This window comes from Bacillus sp. FSL K6-0993 (assembly GCF_037977205.1).
GTDB lineage: Bacteria > Bacillota > Bacilli > Bacillales > Bacillaceae > Bacillus > Bacillus subtilis.
Window position 1 is genome coordinate 3,439,644 of the sequence record NZ_CP150275.1, and the last position, 18,858, is coordinate 3,458,501.

Here is an 18,858-nt window from a genome sequence, read left to right on the forward strand (position 1 = left end):
AAGGCTTCATTCTTTCAGTAAATCAACAAGAAGAGAGGCCACTTTATGTGTATCGTGACGTATTACGTCATTTTTATACGTTACAATTTGATCTCTGATGACTTCAAGCCCCATCGCTTTCAGCTCTTCAATATCAAAATCAACAGGACGCGCAGATTCCATTTCGTACTTACGTTTTATTTCGTCGGGAATGTCTTCACTGTTCACTAATATCGTATCAATAAAACCGCAGCCCATATGCTGATTGAGCGCTTTCACATGATCAGCAGCGGTGTAATGGAGCGTTTCGCCGGGCTGAGTCATCACGTTGCAAATGTATACTTTTTTCGCCGGCGCCTTTATCACTTCTTCCCCGATTTTTGGGACGAGTAAATTGGGAAGAATGCTTGTATAGAGGCTTCCCGGGCCGATAATAATCAAATCCGCTTCCCTGATCACGTCTATTGTTTCCGGCAGCGGATCAATCTGTTCAGGCGTGAGAAAAACACGCTTAATACGCTGTCCGTATTCCGGGATCGTTGACTCGCCTGAGACCACGCGGCCGTCTTCCATCTCAGCATGCAAAACGACACTGGCATTGGCAGCCGGCAAAACCTTTCCTCTTACATTCAGCACCTTGCTCATTTCTGTGACAGCGTGAAAAAAATCACCGGTTATATTTGTCATCGCTGCCAAAATCAAATTCCCGAGAGAATGGCCTGTTAAGTCATTCCCTTTATTGAAGCGGTGCTGAAAAAGATCTTCAACAAGCGGCTCCACATCGGATAAAGCGGCAAGCACATTTCTGATGTCTCCGGGAGGCGGAATTTTCAGTTCATTCCGCAGACGGCCAGAGCTTCCGCCATCATCGGCAACTGTTACAATGGCCGTGATGTCAACAGGTTTATGCTTTAGGCCCCGAAGCAATACAGAAAGACCTGTACCGCCGCCAAAGATTGCGATTTTCGGCTTTTGTCCCATCTTATTTCCGGCTTCTCTTTTCAATGTCCCGGTGAGTAACATGAGTATAGTAATCCTTTTTGAAATAATCAGCTAAATTCTCGGCTAATGTCACAGAGCGGTGCTGGCCCCCTGTGCAGCCGATCGCAATGACAACCTGGCTTTTTCCTTCTCTTTTATAAGATGGAAGCATAAAGCTCAGCAGATCAATTAATTTCTCATTGAACTTTTGCGTTTCATTCCACTTCATGACGTAAGAGGAAACCTCTTTATCCTTACCAGTCAGCGGCCGCATGCTTTCGATATAGTACGGATTCGGCAAAAATCTGACATCAAAGACGAGATCTGCATCAATTGGAATACCGTATTTAAAACCAAATGACATGACATTCACGGTAAATGTCTCTCCTTGGTTTGTCGCAAAGTGCTTCACGATTTTTTCACGCAAATCACGCGGCTTCATGTCAGACGTATCGTAAATGATTTGAGAGCGGCCTTTTAATTCCTCAAGCAGCTCTCGTTCCAGTGCGATGCCTTCAAGCGGCAGGCCAGTCGCTGCCAGCGGATGCGAGCGTCTCGTTTCTTTATATCTTGTGACGAGAATGGAATCCTTCGCGTCCAGGAATAAAATTCGCGGTGTGATCCACGGATTTTCGGCCATTTCATCCAGCGCTTCAATCAGCCGGTCAAAAAATTCGCGGCCGCGCAGATCCATCACGAGCGCGACTTTGCTCATTTTCGAATTTGATTCCTTCATCAGCTCTAAAAACTTCGGAAGCAATGAAGGCGGAAGATTATCGACGCAGAAATAGCCGAGATCTTCAAAGCTTTGAATGGCGACAGTTTTCCCCGCTCCCGACATTCCGGTTATAATGACAAGCTGAATATCATGTGATTCACTAACACTCATCTTTCTCCCCCCTGACTTGTCTTTCTATTTGATGTGCTGCGGGTCTAAACGATAACTGAGCAGCTCAAATTCCGGTGTATACGTAAATGTGCCGTGCAGCAGCCCTTGTCCCTTCATCATAAAATCAAGGATATGGCCGTCTCCAGGGGCCATAGGCAGGTTCTGAATGTCGTTGACATCGTGCCACTGCAGTTTGCCTTCCTCTGATTCTGATACATTTTGTCCAGTATAAGAATCCGCGACAAACGTAAACATCATCCACTCGGAGACAATGTGGTCACCGTCTTTAATAATAAAGGTAAAAACGCCTTTTAATTGAGGATTTATGATATAGATACCAGTCTCTTCTCTGTACTCTCTGATGACGGAGTCTCTGACTGATTCTCCGCTCTCCATCTTGCCTCCCGGCGCGACCCACCATCCGCGTCTCGGCTTTTGAAGCAGAAGAACTTTGTCATCCGTCTGAAGCACACAATTTGTCACTCTTTGCAAGTACGTCACCTAACCTTCGTCCTGTCATCGTCTCTTTATTATACCGCTTCAAGATGCCTCCCACAATGAAGAGACATTGACAATCTTTTCTTCTATTTTACAGCATATTCATTCCTTAATTCAGATGATTTTGCTGTAACTGGTATTCATCTTTTATTTATGGACAAAAAAAGGACACGGATAACTGGAGAATCCGTGCCAAAAAAGTGTATTCATTATAAAAAGGGGGTCAATTACTTTATTAATCATAACCGAAAAGCATTACACATGTGTTACAGCGGAATTAAAACCCAGTAACGTAATGTGAAACTCGTATGACAGCCCTTTTTATTTTAAGGTTTTCAGCGTTTCTTGAAGCTCTTCGACATAATGCTGTACGCTTTGTGCCGCAATACTTCCGTCTCCTGTAGCCGTTACGATTTGGCGCAGTGATTTTTCGCGAATGTCTCCGGCAGCGAAAATTCCTTCAACCTTTGTCTCCATGCGGTCGTTTGTTTCGATGTAGCCTTCTTCATTCGTAATGCCCAGGTTTTCAAACGGTTTAGACAGAGGAAGCATGCCGATGTAAATGAATACGCCGTCTGTTTTAAATTCACTTTCTTCACCGGTTACCGTATCGACAAGCGTTACGTTACCGACTTTGCCGTTTTCCTCATGAATTTCCTTCACGGTTTTGTTCCATAGGAAATCAACTTTTTCATTATCAAATGCTCTCGCTTGAAGAATACTTTGAGCACGGAGTTTATCACGTCTGTGAACAATCGTTACTTTTGAAGCGAAACGAGTCAGATATACGCCTTCTTCAACCGCGGAATCTCCGCCGCCAACAACGACAAGTTCTTTGCCTTTAAAGAAAGCGCCGTCACATACTGCACAATAAGATACACCGCGTCCGCCCAATTCTTTTTCGCCAGGCACGCCGATTTTTTTATATTCCGCACCTGCAGCAATGATGACAGCACGTGCTTTATATTCCTTTGAACCAGCTTTGACTACTTTGTACTCTTTGCCGTCAATGACCTCTTTAATATCGCCATAAGCGTATTCTGCGCCGAATTTTTTCGCGTGTTCAAACATTTTGTTAGAAAGCTCAGGCCCAAGGATACTTTCGAATCCAGGATAGTTTTCTACATCTTCCGTATTGGCCATTTGTCCGCCAGGAATTCCTCTTTCAATCATTAATGTCGATAAATTCGCTCTTGATGTGTATACAGCGGCCGTCATCCCAGCAGGGCCCGCGCCGATTATAATCACGTCATAAATTTTTTCTTCTGACACACTATTCACTCCTTAAACCATCTTTTCAAGTTTGGGCTCTTTCTTATATGATAAGAATCCCCATCAAACGTATTCCTTACCCATATCCTATAAAATCTCATGGTGATACGCTATTTTTTTGCTCAACACGATTAAATGTATTCGAAAAGGGTATATGTTAATAAAGAAAGAGCCTTCTGTTTATAGAAGGCCCTTGTCATATTTATTATTGAACAACACGTCTTACAACGCCTTTAAATGCTTTTTTCCAGTAAACGTTGCTCATTGAGTCAACAGATACACCGTGAGAAGTATTGTCGTTTAGGAATGTACCGTTACCTAAGTAGATTCCTACGTGTCCATTCGTTTTGTAAGTGTCAAAGAACACAAGGTCTCCGCGTTTCATATCCGATGCGCTGACAGCTTGTCCTCTGCCAACTAACGTATCAGTTGTTGTTCCGCCGACAGGTCCAAGGTTAACACCTGCAGAAGCGTATGCCCAGCGTACGAATGATGAGCAGTCAAAAATACGGTTGTTGATATCAGATTGAGTGCGTCCGCCGCCAAACTTGTACGGAGATTGTCCTACAATGCTTGAACCAACGCTGATCGCGCCTTCAATTCCGCCAGAGTTGCTGATAACAGTGCCGCCTGAATTGCTGTTTGAGCCGCTGCTCTTCTTAGAAGATGAGCCGTTAGACGAGCTGTTTGATGAACCGTTAGAAGAATTGTCTGAAGAATCATCAGATGAGCTTGCTTTTGCTGATTCAGTTGTAGCCGTTTGGCTGTCATCTGTTTGTGTTTCATCAGATGCTTTTTGTGCTTCTTCCTGCTTTTTGATCAAAGCAGCCGCTGCTTCTTGTTCTTTTTTGATGCGTGCTTGTTCAGCTTCAGTATTTGCTTTTTGATTTGCAAGTTCAGACGCCTCTGATTTTAATTCAGAAATCGCTTTAGCCGTTTTCTTTTGGCTTGCTTTTGCTTCGTCGAAAAGCTTGTCTTTTTCATTAAGCTGTTTATCAAGGTCTTTTTGCATTGTTTCTAATTTAGCCAATGCAGCTTGAACTTCTTTCAGCTTGTCATTCAAATCCGCTTCAGAATCTTCGAGCTTCGCTTTATCCTGCTCTTGCTGTTTGATTAAATCTTTGTCTGCATCCACAATAGATGAAACCGCAGTCGCACGAGAGATAAAGTCACCAAAGCTTGTTGATCCTAGAAGAACATCTATGTATCCTTGAGATCCGCCGCTTTCCTGTAAAGAACGAACGCGTTTTTTCAGGATTTCATTGCGTTTTTCGATACGTGCTTCTGTTTCTTTAATCTCTTTTTTCAGTTTTTTGATTTCTTCTTTTGTTTTATCATTTTCTTCTTTTTTATCTTCGATCTTGTTGCTTGTATCAAGCGCCTTAGCGTTAATGTCTTTCAGTTCTTTTTCAATCTTTGATTGATTTTCCTGAAGCTCAGTTAATTCTTTTTCCTTCGCTTCAATGCTGGAAGCAACCTCAGATTGCTTGCTTTCGATTTTTTGTTTCTTTTCATCTAATGTTTCCGCCGATGCAGTTTTACTTGTAAATGGGATCAAAAAACTGCTTGTCCCGATGACGGAAGCCAAACCAAGTGTAATTAAACTCTTTCTCACTTTTTATATCCTCCCTTTTACTGTGAACCTGTCCTCATTTGGAATCGTATTTTGAACATCAAGTTTCGTTCCTCATACTCTACGAGGAATGATGGTTGTTTATGGTTAATTATTCTGTGCATCTCTTATTCTGGTTGTATAGCGTTTATTTCACATCATATGTAAAAAACACTAATTCCTTATGTACGAGAATCATTATACCATCAAGTTTCGACAAATTAGCGATAAATTTTATTACATTTATGTTTCAAACAGATGTCAAGTCACACATCATTTGTCATTTTTCTTAAGCGTGTAAAAAAACTGTCGATATTATTTTCTTAATATAATCTATCAAACAAAAAAAGAGTCGATTAAATAAATCGACTCTTTAAAATTTACTATTCTAGAATATCATCAATATATTTCATATATTTCGTCAACGTTGCCGGAGAGATGCCGAATCGGGCCGCTGTGTCTTTTTTCGTGTCTTGCTTGCCATGGGCTTCTTTCCAAATATAACAGATGGCTGCTGCCCAGCCTTTCTCATTCTTCAACGGAGCGGCTGCACGAATTTGCTGAATGACATGGAAAACCCAGCAGCTCATGACTTCTGTTTTCATCTCTTCTTTTTCAGCTTGCTCTAATAGTTTGACCGTTTGATAAGCGAAAAGTGCATCCTCTGAAACGTCAGCAGCCGCAGAATCTCCATTCAGAAGCAGCTTTACAAAGTGATTTTCAAAAGGAGCGGTAATTCTCTTTGAGCGTATTACCGCTTCAAGATGCTCCGTTTCTCCCTTTGTGCTGCTGATATAATAGGCTGCGAGACGCTGCTCTACAGATGAAGGAAGTGCTTCCCTCCGCTCAATCCAAGGGGCCGGGCGGTCTTCGCCGGGATATTGCGACTCGACTTTTCTCCAGATCATCTCGGCAAAGTCGGTATGTCCCGTAAAATAAGCAGAGCAGGAAAGCCAGTAAAAGAAGGTGTCGTCACCTTCAAAGCCGGTTTTATATAATGATTTGAGCCATTTATATCCGATCTCGTAGCGGCCGACAAGCGCCAAAGTAGCACCCAATTTATAACGCTGCTCCAATAGCATCGGATAGACATTGGAGAGCTGGTCACTCAATTCCGCCACTTTTTCGTCTTCTCTTTCATAATAGTAGAAAACGAGAAGATTGCATAAGGCGTGAAGATTTCCTTCATTATGAGAAAGCACTTCATAAGCGGTTTGCTTCGCTTTTACAACGTTTCCTGAATAGAAGTAGGCAAGCGCGAGATTGTTGTATGCTGACCAAAGCTCCGGATATTCAGCTGTGATTTCCTCAAGCGCCGCAACCGCTTCAGCAAGCTGGCCGCTTTCCAGCAATGACTTTGCCCGATCCTGTTTCACCAGCAGTTCATCCTGATCATACAACGAATCCTCAATGCCGTCGTCTCCTAAATCGAGCAAATCAAGCAGACTATCGTTTTCTTCGGCGAATTCACCATCCGGGTCCGCATCAGAATAAGCGGCCGCTTCTTTATAAGCTTCCTGGAAGAGCCCCAGATGGGCAAAGTTATTCGCTTTAAAGTAATGGCACTCCGGCATTTCGGCCTCCAGATTTGCCATGATATAGTCAAGAAGATCGTTCGACTCTTGATACTGGCCCATTTCCGAATAAATGACCGCAAGCTGTGAAAGCATCTCTGAATCCTCCGGCTCCAAATGAACCGCGCGCTGAATCAGTTTGCTTGCCCGTTTTAGATTGCGCTCTTTATACGCTTTCAAGCCTTTATGAAAAAAATATTGTCCATCTTGAAGCAGCTGGACAATTTGTGCGTGATTTTTATGTTCAGAAGTGTGTTTTCCCACAACTACCCTCCGTTTTATACAATATTACCGTCAGTAGTATACCATAAATCGTAAGCCCCTCAATAGTTCAAAAGGAAGGATTGGGAAAATCCCTCCTCTTTTTTATTGGCTGATTCGACCAGAATTTACCCGGCTTTGTTTTCTAAGTCCGCATTCATTTTCAGCTGCTGTTCAGCAAAATCCCGATAAAGTCCATGGGAAGCCATTAACTCATGGTGTGTTCCACGACCGGTAATTTCCCCTTTTTCAACAAACAAAAGCTGGTCCGCATCTACAACGGTAGATAATCGGTGAGCGATAACAATCGTTGTGCGGCCCTCCATCAGCACCTCCAGCGCCTGCTGAACTGATTTTTCAGATTGGCTGTCGAGACTTGAGGTAGCTTCATCGAGCATAAGAATGCTTGGGTTACGGAGAAGCGCTCTCGCAATCGCGATTCTTTGCCTTTGTCCGCCTGACAGCATAATGCCGCGTTCACCCACTTCTGTATCAAACTGATTCGGCAGCTCCTTTATAAAATTGAGCGCATATGCCATCTCCGCGGCTTTTTCGATCTCAGCATCCGTCACATCTCGTTCTAACCCGTAGCAAATATTTTCTCTGATTGTCCCGGACATTAACGGGCTTTCCTGCGATACATACCCGATGTGCTCCCGCCACGATTCAAGCGAATAAGTATCAATCGGCTCGTCCCCCAGCCGAATGGACCCTGCAGTCGGAGAATAAAAACGTTCAAGCAGCTTAAACAGCGTCGTTTTCCCCCCGCCGCTCGGACCGACAATCGCTGTGACTTTACCTGCTTCAATGACAGCGCTGACCTCTTTTAAAATCAGCTGATCAGGCTTATATCCAAAAGACACGCGATCAAGCTGGATAGGCAGATGCGCATTTTCAATTTGTTTTCCTGTCACTGTATCTTCCTCTTCCTCTGCCAAAATCTCAATCATTCGTTCTGTTGCACCGATTGATTTTTGCAGCTGTGTGAAAAACGTTGTAATCTGGCCCATCGGCATAATAATTTGAAACAAATATAAAATAAAAGCCACGAGCGCTCCGGCTGTGAGCTCGCCTGATGAGACCTGCATGCCGCCATATCCGATCACTGCGACTAGCGCTGCCATTAACACGAGTGAAATAAGCGGGCCGACAAGCGATTGAACCTTGGCTTCACGAACTCCAAGCTTAAATAATGAGGAAATCCCCATCTTCCCGCGTCCATATTCGACATCCTCCGCATTTGAAGCCTTAACGAGTCTGATTTCCGGGAGAATTTGATTCAGCAGGCCTGTAAAACGAGCCGTTTCATCTTGTGTTTCCCGTGAGATAGAAAACATCTTCCGGCCAATCGGCATCAAGATGAGAGCGGCCAGTGGAACGACCACTAACACAAGCAGTGTCAGCTTCCAGTTCATAATAAACAAGATTGTCAATGATCCAATGACAGAAATGATGCCTGTAATAAACCCGCTGATATGGGTTGTAATCAGTTCTTTGACCACCATCGTATCATTCGTTACACGGCTGACTGTTTCCCCGGAAGCATTTGTGTCGAAATAAGAGACAGGAAGCTTAATTAATTTCTTCCATAATAAATCCCGCAGCCCGGAGATGATTTTTTGTCCATTATAGTTAAGCGCATAGGTGGCATAAGCGCTTAAACCGGCCTGAACGAAAAACACAAGCGCGATCAAACCGATTTGCGTGCCTGACAGATTTGACATAGAAAAGCCATCGACAAGCTGCTTTGTTAATAATGGAATGAGCAGGCTGACCAGTGTGGTCACAATACTGAGGACCAGCGCAAAGGCAAGCTTTCCATAAGAAGGATTGGTCTGTCTTACTAATGCAAAAAAAGGTTTCAATTTACTTTTAGATTTTTGTTTCTGGGTTGGCATATATTTTTCCTCCTGTTTCAGCGTTCAGAAAGGTGAAATGTATAGCAAAAGGATGATTTTTACTCTTTCTCAATCATATCAATGGAGAAAGACTTTTTCAGTATATTTTTGCCGTGATCAAAATAAAAATCTCCCACTCATTGTTTGAATAGGAGATTTTTATGTTAGACATCTTTAACTGGCTTCTTTTTTCTGTAAGTCAATGTTACATCCTGCTGTCGCAGGTCTTCTATTATCATTTTGTACCGATCAACTTTTGCGGTATGTTCTTCTTTTATCATCTCAAGGGCAGCTTTTCGTTTTTCGCTTTTAGACTCAAGCTCTTTTTTTATTTTTTTTACAATCAACCCTTTTTGCCCTTTGATTTCCTCTTTTAATGAAGACTCAAATTTCTTTGTCAGGCTGAGAAAGTCGTTGATCGGTTGATTGAGGCTGCCCGCTTTTCCCTTCATTTCGTCTTGGGTAAGAAACATATAGGTCGTTGATACAATTTCTGTTTCACTTTCTGAAAATAAGGAAGTCACTCTTCATATTCCTCCTAAGGCTGAAAATCAAATAACTGAGAAATCATTTCTTCTTTTTCAAACAGCTTTTCAATACTCTCGCGGATATTTTTGATAAAATCTCTTTTTTCTGTTGTCTGTTTTTTTAATTCAGCAACAATCCCATCATTAGCAGGAAGCGCACCTGTGTGGAATGATTCATGAACTGAGATTTTCTCCAATTTATCGAATGTGTGGCTGAAACCAGCTGCAAGCCGGAATTGAAGATCGAAGGCATAATGCGAAGGGTTTTCTTCCATATGATGAATAGCCGTGATGATCGCCTGCTTTTTGTCTATGAAGTCTTCAGCGATTTCCTGACTGTAAACCTTCTGGTACTTAGAAATCGCATCTTCCATATCTTCAACGATTTTCATACCGTTTTGATAGATTCTGACAGCGGATGAGAGATTGACTTGAATCGTTTCTCCCGAGCCGCTCTTCCCTGTAAAATAAATATCGGAGCCTTTATAGCTGAAGCCTTTTTCCTTTGACAAGGCGTTGAGCATTTGAACGATACTGTGGCCGTCGACGATAAGTTTTAGTGCGTCTTTTGTTTCTGTGTCGAGTGTTTCAAATGCATCTTTTAATTCATTAACACTGCCTATTAACTCACAGACATAATAAACAATTGCAACTACATTATTAGTAGAAAGTGCGTATTTTAACTGTTGATATTGAATTTCTATATCGCCTATCTTACTATTAACAATTTTTAACTGTTTTTTGATACTCTTCCTTTGCGCCTCATCAATATACCCATTCTCTTCAAGCTGATCCACAACTGTTCCGCTATTATTCAAGATTGTATGAAAGAATTTGATAAAGGCCGGCATTTTTTCCCCGATATTTTTAACCATTACCTGTATATCACCAAACCGGTCTTTCACTATTTTCCCTTTCGCCACATTTCCATCAGCACTAAATATACTGCCGACAAGCTCTGCATCTATCCCGGTCGAAGCCATGATAAATCCGTTTAGCCCGCCTTTTTTATATTCATCCGAATACTTTCGTAAAAAAGTTTGGATAGAACGGACTTCCTCATCAGGAATCTTATCTATAATACTTCTGATTCCTTTGACATCTGTATTTGTATCTTTCATCTTTACATTGCCAAATGTAATAAAATCGGCCTTTCCGCTGACGCCATAAAGCGGGTCATCTTTAGAAATGCGCTGGGTGATGTTTGCTGTGACGCCTTTGTCATTGTAGTATTGGGTGATTGCTTTTTTTAGCTGTTCTCGTGGAAGCTCTTTAAGCTCTTGACGACTAAGATCATATTTATTTAATAAAAAATCTACCAAATTTCTATCAGCTAATAAAAGTTGGTCGATACTTATTTGTGCCCCATTCACTCCATATACTTCATCAAATTCTCCATCAATTAATTGAGCTAATACTTGGTTATTATTAGCAAGAGAATGTCCTAGCGCAAATGTTCTTAATTCCTCGGAATTACCTGCTTTTTTCTTTGAATTCTTTACAAATTCTCTCGTAGCTCTGTATTGGTTATCATCAATACCTAAAAACAAACCAAAGAAATTATAAGACCAATCTGCGTTATCAGCACTCCCCTCAGAAATAATATGAAGCTGCTCTATATCATTTTTCTTTTCCTTTATATAAATCGCTGTACCATCATAACCAGAATCTCTAATCCGTTTATCTATGTTCTTATTTTCTTGAATAAGTTCGTGTGAAGTATATATCTCTATTTCTTTAGGAAGCTCCGAGTTCGTTTCTTCTTTATAGATCCTCCGTATTTCAGTTTCAAACTCTTCCTTGGCTTTTTTTACTTTTTCCGGATTGTTCGATGCAAACTTTTCTTTATAGGCATACTCTAAGTTAATTAAACGGAGCTTTACATTTTCATTTCCGAAAACATTATTATTTTCCATCTCTAACCTCCTTGTTATTTCTTAAAAAGGTTATAGAATTAATTAGTTTATCAGTTTTTTCTTTTGCTCGAGCTTCATCCAAAGTACAAGGTTTATCATCTTTTTTACAGCGGACTATAAAAGAATATACTATCCCCAGATACTCTTCTTCATTGGATTTTATATATCCAAAATAACGATAGGAAAAATTGTATTTACGATCACTGTTTTTAAAATTGCTTTTTTTTGTTGCTGCGTAAACTACTTTTCCGTCAGTTTGTTGCTTCTTAAAATTTCCTTTGTAACCATTCTCATTACTAATTTGGTCCAGCATTGTCTCTGGATCATTAATAAATGAAGATTTGTTATAGTAGCTTATTTGCACATCTAAGAGAATATTTGATTTTTCATTATAGCTTTGAAACCCAATTGATTCACTATTTTCTCCATTTGACGCAGAATAATCAGGGAGATACTCCCCATCCCCCGGAAACAGCATCCTAAACCCTTTCAGCTTAGATTCCAGCAAATAATATCCTGGTTCCTCTTCTTTTGTTGACACCATGTACTCTCTCGTTTTCTCGTCCTGAAACGCAGGTACTTGAGGCAGGTCTTTGGGATCCATGTCTTTTGGTTTTACCGCTTCTGTTTTATTGTCATTTGTGCTGTTTTTATCATTGTCATTCATACTGCATCCTCCTGTCAGGGCAAGTAATAAGCTGAAGCAAATAAAGATGATCTTTTTCATTACGAACCTCCACGGGTTTTGTGAGAATAGTATTCTATTTTTATATCAAAAATAATTCTATTGACCTGGTTAAGAGATGATTATTTCATCCTTTTTCATGTTACATCATGGCGGAATTTGGATAAATAGGAAATCAGACTCGGTTTTGATCTCCTTTTATTAACTAATCATATATAACACCTAATATAAATCTAAATACCTATTACTTTTTTCACAAAACAAAAAGAGCCGTATCATACGGCTCTTTACTCTTCTTTCTCAGAATGGCGTTTTTTCAATACGTCAAGCACATCATCCAGCGGCAGGGCTTGTTCTCTGAGCAGGACAAGCAGGTGATACAGCAGGTCTGCCGCTTCCCATTTGAGTTCCTCGCGGTCCCGATTTTTCGCGGCGATGATGACTTCGGATGCTTCTTCTCCGACTTTTTTCAAAATCTTATCGACGCCTTCACGGAAAAGGTAAGTGGTGTAAGCTCCTTCAGGCATCTCCGCTTGGCGTTCCGCGATCACGCGCTCCAGTTCGTTCATGATGTCGAATCGGCCTGCGGCCTGTTCTTCTGTTTGTTCCTTCGTAAAACAGCTGTAGCTGCCAGTGTGGCATGCCGGGCCGGACGGCTCTACAAGTACGATCAATGCGTCCTGGTCGCAGTCATACCGGATACCTTTGACGGCTTGCGTGTTCCCTGAGGTTTCTCCTTTATGCCATAACGCTTGGCGTGAGCGGCTGTAAAACCATGTTTCCTTCGTTTCCAGCGTTTTTTCGTACGATTCCTTGTTCATATACGCAAGTGTCAGCACTTCTTTGCTTGCCGCATCCTGCACGATGGCAGGAATTAATCCCTCCTCGTTAAAACGCAGTTCATCTGCCTGTTTCATCTCACATTCACCCCGTACTCTTTCAAGTATGATTTCACTTCTTTAATCGATGTTTCTTTATAATGAAAAATTGAGGCGGCCAGCGCGGCATCGGCTTCTCCTTTTGTAAAAGCCTCAAGCATATGCTGTGCGTTTCCCGCGCCTCCCGAAGCGATAACAGGGACGGGGACAGCTTCGGAAACAAGCTTTGTCAGCATGTGGTCGAAGCCTTTTTTCTCACCATCAGAGTCCATGCTTGTCAGCAATATTTCTCCTGCACCGCGTTTGACGCCTTCTTTTGCCCACGCGGTGACCTCCCAATCTGTTTTCTTTCTGCCGCCGTGCGTATAGACCTTATATGTGTCAGATTCTTTGTCATACTTGGCATCAATGGCAAGGACGATGCATTGAGAACCGAAAAACTCGGCTCCTTCTGCAATCAGCTCAGGGCGAAGAACAGCTGCCGTGTTCACCGACACTTTGTCAGCTCCGGCACGCAGTATCGTTTTCATATCGCTGAGCTGATTGATGCCGCCGCCGACTGTAAACGGAATCGCAAGCTTCGCGGCAACCTGCTCCACAACGTCAACCATCGTCTTTCGTCCTTCATGCGAGGCGGAGATATCAAGAAAAACAAGTTCATCCGCACCTTCTCGGTCGTACACTTCGGCGAGTTCAACTGGGTCACCGGCATCCTTCAATTCGAGAAATTGAATTCCTTTGACAACGCGTCCTTCTTTGACATCAAGGCATGGAATAATCCGTTTTGTGATCATTTGCGCTTCACCCTTTCAAGCGCCTCACACAGCGTAAACTGATTGGTATACAGCGCTTTTCCGATGATCGCTCCAGAGACGCCGTCCGCCTCATAGCGGGCGAGGGCTTCGAGATCCGTGACGGAGCTGACTCCGCCGGAAGCGATCACCGATTTCCCCGTTTCCTTCGCAAGCTCGACCGTGCTTTTAACATTGGGGCCTGACAGCATTCCGTCTGTCGCGATGTCAGTAAAAATAAAGACTTCCGCTCCTTCATTGGCTAGCTCTTTGCCCAGTTCAGTTGCCTTAAGGGTTGATGTTTCCAGCCATCCCTCTGTTGAAACAAAGCCGTTTCTCGCATCCAGTCCGATTGCAATTTTCTCGCCATATTGTTTCAGCATTTTTTTGACAAACGGAGGGTTAGAAACTGCTGAGCTTCCCAGGATCACCCGATCGACTCCTGCTGATAAATATTCATAGACGTCTTTTTCGGAACGGATCCCGCCGCCGATTTCGACTTTCAGGTTCAGCTTTTGCGCAATCTCAATCACATGGCGGTCATTCACTCTTTTCCCTTCTTTGGCTCCGTCGAGATCAACGAGATGGATCCATTCGGCACCCTCTTTCGCAAATAACGCAGCCATGTCGTACGGTGAATCGCCATATATCGTTTCCTTATTATAATCCCCTTGAACAAGGCGGACACATTTGCCGTTTCTCATATCAATTGCCGGATATAATGTAAAAGCACTCATTTTTTCACCTTCTGTTCTGCTGCCATTTTCGTAAATTGGGTTAAAATAGACATTCCGACCGTGCTGCTTTTTTCCGGATGAAATTGGGCGCCGAAGACGTTTCTTTTTCCGACTACAGCAGGCACTCGCACACCATAATCGGCGCTTGCCAGAAGCGCATTCTCCTCCATCCCATCAATGTAATAAGAATGAACGAAGTAAGCGTAGCCTTGTTCTGTTTCAGACAGCAGCGGAGATTCATTATGAAAAGAAAGACGATTCCAGCCCATATGCGGAACCTTCAGCTTGTTTCCTTTTTCATCTTCTGCTTTTAGCCTGACTGCTTTACCTTTTAGCAGCCCGAGCCCTGAAGCAGTGCCGTTTTCTTCGCTTTCTTCAAATAAAAGCTGCATGCCGAGGCAGATCCCGAGAAGCAGCCTTCCCTCTGAGACCATATCATGAATCAATTGATCAAGCTTCGTGTAGCGCAAATTGTCCATCGCGTCTCCAAATGAACCGACTCCCGGCAAAATGAAGGCATCAGCTTCTTTCAGCTCCTCCGGCTTTTCAGAAACAAAATACGGCACGCTGACACGTTCAAGCGCCTTTGAGACACTGTATAAATTCCCCATTCCGTAATCTATCACGCCGATCATTTACAGCATCCCTTTCGTTGACGGTATTCCTTTAACACGCGGATCGATCGTTGTCGCTTCATCAAGCGCACGTCCCAGTGCTTTAAAAACGGCTTCAATCATGTGGTGGGTGTTTGTGCCATAATGAACGATGACGTGCAGGTTCATTCGAGCTTCGAGCGCCAGCTTCCACAAAAATTCATGTACAAGCTCCGTATCGAAAGTTCCGACTTTAGCAGCCGGGAAATCAGCGCGCATTTCTAAGTGCGGCCGGTTGCTTAAATCAATCACAACTTGAGCAAGTGCCTCATCCATCGGCACAAACGCCGATCCGTAGCGTTTGATTCCTTTTTTATCGCCCAACGCTTCGAGCAGCGCCTGCCCTAAGCAGATGCCGATATCTTCAGTCGTGTGGTGATCATCTATATCAACATCGCCTTTTGCGTTAATGGAAAGATCGAATTGGCCGTGTTTCGTGAATAAATCCAACATATGTGTCATAAACGGCACATCTGTTTTGATATCCGCTTGTCCCCCGCCGTCTATTGTAAATGCCAGCTCAATATCTGTTTCGTTTGTTTTCCTGACGCGTTCCGCTTTTCTCATTTAGAAATCCTCCGTTCTCTCGCTTCAATTGAACTGGCATGGGCTTCTAACCCTTCAAGTCTGGCAAAAGCCGCGATGCTTTCGGCATGTTCTTCAAAGGCTGATTGACTGTAAGAAATAATGCTCGATTTCTTTTGAAAATCAGTTACGTTTAATGGACTTGAAAATCTGGCTGTTCCGTTTGTCGGAAGCACATGGTTCGGTCCGGCAAAATAATCACCGACAGGCTCAGGGCTGTATCTGCCTAAGAAAATGGCACCCGCATGTTTGATACTGCCAAGCAAAGCTTCGGGAGACTGTGTGATGATTTCTAAATGCTCTGGCGCGAGTGTATTGACAGTATCAATTGCTTCCACCATTGTTTCCGCCACATATATACAACCGTAATCTCTCACTGAAGCTTCCGCTATTTCTCTACGCGGCAAGGTTTTTAGCTGCTTACTTACCTCGGCTGAAACCGCCTCGGCCAGCGCCATGGAATCTGTGACAAACACACATGAGCTGAGCTTATCGTGTTCCGCCTGTGACAGCAGATCGGCTGCAATTTCGCTCGGAATCGCTGTTTCATCAGCCAGCACGACGATTTCACTAGGTCCGGCAATCATATCGATATCGACATCGCCGAACACTTCCCGTTTGGCAAGCGCGACATAAATGTTGCCCGGACCCGTGATTTTATCCACCGGCTCAATGGTTTCTGTTCCGTATGCTAACGCTGCAATCGCCTGAGCGCCGCCCATTTTGTAAATATCTTTTATGCCGAGCTCAGCAGCAGCGACTAAAACCCCTGGAGACAGCTGTCCGTCTCTTCCCGGAGGCGTCACAAGAACGATTCTATCCACACCCGCTGTCAGCGCCGGAATGACATTCATCAAAACAGATGAAGGATATGCAGCCGTTCCCCCTGGCACATATACGCCGGCGGAATCAAGCGCTGTCACTTTCTGCCCCAGCATTGTGCCGTCCTTTCTGTGATAAAACCATGAGGATTGCAGCTGTCTTTCATGATATTCTCTAATATTTTCGATGGCCTGCCTAATCACCTGAAGCAGCTGTGAATCCAGTAAGGTGTATGCTTCCTCAATTTCTTCTTTTGTGACGAGCGGGCTGTCTATTTCGATGCCGTCAAATCTCGCCGTATAGGTGCGAACCGCCTGATCACCGTTTGCTTTGACATCTTCAATAATGGATCGGACTGTTTTTCTTTGCTCTTCCGTGCCAGCATCTATAGACCTCTTCAGAGAAAGCCGTTCAGCGCCGCTGATGGTTTTGATCTTCATTTTGCCGTTTCTCCTTCCACAACGAGAGATAAGCGGGATGCCATTTCGTCAATCACATCGTCTTTCATGCGATAGCTTACCGGGTTGACGATAAATCGGGAAGTAATGTCGCAAATGTGCTCTGTTTCAACAAGCCCGTTTTCTTTCAGCGTCTGTCCAGTGGAAACAATGTCCACTATCCGATCTGCAAGCCCAATGAGCGGAGCCAGTTCAATTGAACCGTTGAGCTTAATAATCTCGACTTGTTCTCCCTGCTCTCTGAAATAACTGGAAGCCACATTCGGATACTTTGTCGCGATTCTTGGCGCTACGCCGCTCCAGTCTGTATTCGGGAGTCCGGCGACAGCTAAGTGGCATTTGCTGATTTTTAAATCCAGTACCTCATACACATCGCGTTCCTCCTCCAGCATGACATCCTTGCCCGCAATTCCGACGTCTGCCACGCCATGCTCCACATACGTGGTTACGTCCATCGGCTTCGCTAATATGAAACGAAGATTTTCCTCCGGCACATCGATGATCAGTTTTCTCGAATCTTCAAACTCCTCAGGGAGCCTGTAGCCTGCCTGCCTCAGCAGCCCTGCCGCTTCTTCAAATATCCGGCCCTTTGGCATCGCCATTGTGAGTAACTTACCCATTTTGCTCTTCCTTTCTGGCACCAATAAAATAAGTGACGTTTGCAAAAGATTTTGTCATCTGGTCGATATTTTCTATTCCCGATAAATCTTGAAGAACCACTTTGTTCCCTTCCATGCGTTCTTCATTCGCATAAGCGATGGCTTGCGCCCGCTGCTCTTTGCTGAAAATAACAGCGTCTATATCACATGGTTCTTCTTTCATATGAAGGGCTTCAATTAGCCGGTCGATCCGAAGCCCGAAGCCTGTTGCCGGTGCAGGTGAATCAAAATGGCCCAGCAGCTTGTTGTAACGGCCGCCGCTTCCAATGACAAAACCGACATTCTCGGCGTACACTTCAAATAAAATCCCTGTGTAATAGCTCATGTGGCTGACCATATTCAGATCCAGGCGGACATTTTCCGTACATCCGTAATCCTCAAGAATGTCCCACAGCGCCTTCAGCTCATCAACCACGCTTTTTCCTTGCGCAGAATCGACGATTTCCTCGGCACGTCCGCATACTTCTATACCGCCTCGCAGTTCAAGGAGCTCAAGCAGCCTGCTTTTATCAATGGAGGAAAGCGGGAGAGACTTGACATGCTCTCTGTAACCGACGTAGTTCTTTTCATATAAGAACCTCCGCAGCACATCAGCTCGTTCAACGTTCCCGAGCACCTCAACAAACAAAGCATCCGCAATGCCGGCATGGCCGATGGCAATTTTAAAGGATGCCAGCCCAGCGTTTTTCAATGCCCCGACGACTAAAGCAATGACCTCCGCATCCGCGCTCGTCGTGCCGTCACCGATTAACTCCACTCCGACCTGCTCGAACTCAGCCGGACGTCCGCCTTCACGCTCCTGAGCCCTGAATACATTTGCCGCATAGCCGACTCTTAGCGGATGACCGTGTTTCAGAAGCTTTGATGCCGCCACCCTTGCAATCGGCCCCGTCATATCCGGGCGAAGCACCAATGTCTTGCCGTCCTGATCAAGTAGCTTAAACAGCTGCTGCTCTTCAATTGCTGACTGGACGCCAACGGTATCGTAAAACTCCAGTGTCGGCGTTTCCATAAATTGATATCCCCATTTATCAATCAAATCGGTTAACGATCGTCTCACCTTTTTTTTCGTTTCGTATAAACCGGGCAGTGTATCTCTCATGCCGTGCGGTTTTTCAAACATAAACATCAACCCGAGCACCTCCGCTGTTATCTTATGAAGGAAAATTCCGAATCCTTTAGT

18 protein-coding genes are annotated in these 18,858 nt (G+C 43.8%); all 18 read right to left on the reverse strand.

All coding sequences use genetic code 11. The annotated features are described in order from the left end of the window. Window positions 1-6: 6 nt before the first annotated feature. Window positions 7-960: a gluconeogenesis morphogenetic factor gene (gene mgfK, locus MHH79_RS17885; protein ID WP_003244450.1), complete on the reverse strand. Its 954-nt coding sequence runs from the start codon at window positions 958-960 to the stop codon at window positions 7-9. A gap of 1 nt (window position 961) precedes the next feature. After that, complete coding sequence (gene rapZ / locus MHH79_RS17890) at window positions 962-1,849, reverse strand: RNase adapter RapZ (protein WP_003243903.1); 888 nt, start codon at window positions 1,847-1,849, stop codon at window positions 962-964. Window positions 1,850-1,873: 24 nt separating this feature from the next. Further along, window positions 1,874-2,350: an 8-oxo-dGTP diphosphatase gene (locus tag MHH79_RS17895; protein ID WP_010886622.1), complete on the reverse strand. Its 477-nt coding sequence runs from the start codon at window positions 2,348-2,350 to the stop codon at window positions 1,874-1,876. A 318-nt stretch (window positions 2,351-2,668) separates the two neighbouring features. Beyond that, window positions 2,669-3,619, reverse strand: coding sequence for a thioredoxin-disulfide reductase (gene trxB / locus MHH79_RS17900; RefSeq protein WP_003243021.1), 951 nt, complete (start codon window positions 3,617-3,619; stop codon window positions 2,669-2,671). A gap of 205 nt (window positions 3,620-3,824) precedes the next feature. Continuing rightward, entirely contained in the window at window positions 3,825-5,234 is a 1,410-nt protein-coding gene (gene cwlO / locus MHH79_RS17905; protein WP_063334719.1) for a peptidoglycan DL-endopeptidase CwlO, read from the reverse strand. Window positions 5,235-5,614: 380 nt separating this feature from the next. After that, on the reverse strand, window positions 5,615-7,069 hold the full coding sequence (locus tag MHH79_RS17910; RefSeq protein WP_063334720.1) for a tetratricopeptide repeat protein: 1,455 nt from the start codon (window positions 7,067-7,069) through the stop codon (window positions 5,615-5,617). A gap of 125 nt (window positions 7,070-7,194) precedes the next feature. Then, on the reverse strand, window positions 7,195-8,964 hold the full coding sequence (bmrA, locus tag MHH79_RS17915) for a multidrug resistance ABC transporter ATP-binding protein/permease BmrA (protein WP_063334721.1): 1,770 nt from the start codon (window positions 8,962-8,964) through the stop codon (window positions 7,195-7,197). Between the two features lie 164 nt (window positions 8,965-9,128). Continuing rightward, a complete protein-coding gene (locus MHH79_RS17920) occupies window positions 9,129-9,488 on the reverse strand; it encodes a hypothetical protein (RefSeq protein ID WP_063334722.1) in 360 nt (119 codons plus the stop codon). A gap of 14 nt (window positions 9,489-9,502) precedes the next feature. Next, a complete protein-coding gene (locus MHH79_RS17925; RefSeq protein WP_309530054.1) occupies window positions 9,503-11,407 on the reverse strand; it encodes a DUF6792 domain-containing protein in 1,905 nt (634 codons plus the stop codon). Further along, the gene (locus tag MHH79_RS17930; protein ID WP_340034780.1) at window positions 11,397-12,134 is read right to left on the reverse strand and encodes a lipoprotein YvcA; all 738 of its coding nucleotides are present in this window, start codon (window positions 12,132-12,134) and stop codon (window positions 11,397-11,399) included. Before MHH79_RS17930 ends, MHH79_RS17925 begins: the two co-directional genes overlap by 11 nt. Before the next feature lie 245 nt (window positions 12,135-12,379). Further along, window positions 12,380-13,009 carry a bifunctional phosphoribosyl-AMP cyclohydrolase/phosphoribosyl-ATP diphosphatase HisIE gene (gene hisIE, locus MHH79_RS17935; protein ID WP_251217504.1) on the reverse strand — a complete coding sequence of 210 codons (630 nt, stop codon included), beginning with the start codon at window positions 13,007-13,009 and terminating at the stop codon, window positions 12,380-12,382. Next, on the reverse strand, window positions 13,006-13,764 hold the full coding sequence (gene hisF / locus MHH79_RS17940) for an imidazole glycerol phosphate synthase subunit HisF (RefSeq protein ID WP_063334729.1): 759 nt from the start codon (window positions 13,762-13,764) through the stop codon (window positions 13,006-13,008). The genes hisIE and hisF overlap by 4 nt, the downstream gene beginning before the upstream one ends. Continuing rightward, entirely contained in the window at window positions 13,761-14,498 is a 738-nt protein-coding gene (gene hisA / locus MHH79_RS17945; RefSeq protein WP_063334730.1) for a 1-(5-phosphoribosyl)-5-[(5-phosphoribosylamino)methylideneamino]imidazole-4-carboxamide isomerase, read from the reverse strand. The genes hisF and hisA overlap by 4 nt, the downstream gene beginning before the upstream one ends. Beyond that, window positions 14,495-15,133, reverse strand: coding sequence for an imidazole glycerol phosphate synthase subunit HisH (hisH, locus tag MHH79_RS17950; protein ID WP_063334731.1), 639 nt, complete (start codon window positions 15,131-15,133; stop codon window positions 14,495-14,497). The genes hisA and hisH overlap by 4 nt, the downstream gene beginning before the upstream one ends. Next, complete coding sequence (gene hisB / locus MHH79_RS17955; protein WP_003243389.1) at window positions 15,134-15,718, reverse strand: imidazoleglycerol-phosphate dehydratase HisB; 585 nt, start codon at window positions 15,716-15,718, stop codon at window positions 15,134-15,136. Next, window positions 15,715-16,998, reverse strand: coding sequence for a histidinol dehydrogenase (gene hisD / locus MHH79_RS17960; RefSeq protein WP_340034781.1), 1,284 nt, complete (start codon window positions 16,996-16,998; stop codon window positions 15,715-15,717). Before hisD ends, hisB begins: the two co-directional genes overlap by 4 nt. Continuing rightward, window positions 16,995-17,636, reverse strand: coding sequence for an ATP phosphoribosyltransferase (hisG, locus tag MHH79_RS17965; RefSeq protein ID WP_015251138.1), 642 nt, complete (start codon window positions 17,634-17,636; stop codon window positions 16,995-16,997). The genes hisD and hisG overlap by 4 nt, the downstream gene beginning before the upstream one ends. Then, window positions 17,629-18,804 (reverse strand): ATP phosphoribosyltransferase regulatory subunit, encoded by a 1,176-nt coding sequence (locus MHH79_RS17970; protein WP_063334915.1) that lies wholly within the window; start codon window positions 18,802-18,804, stop codon window positions 17,629-17,631. The genes hisG and MHH79_RS17970 overlap by 8 nt, the downstream gene beginning before the upstream one ends. Window positions 18,805-18,858 lie beyond the last annotated feature (54 nt).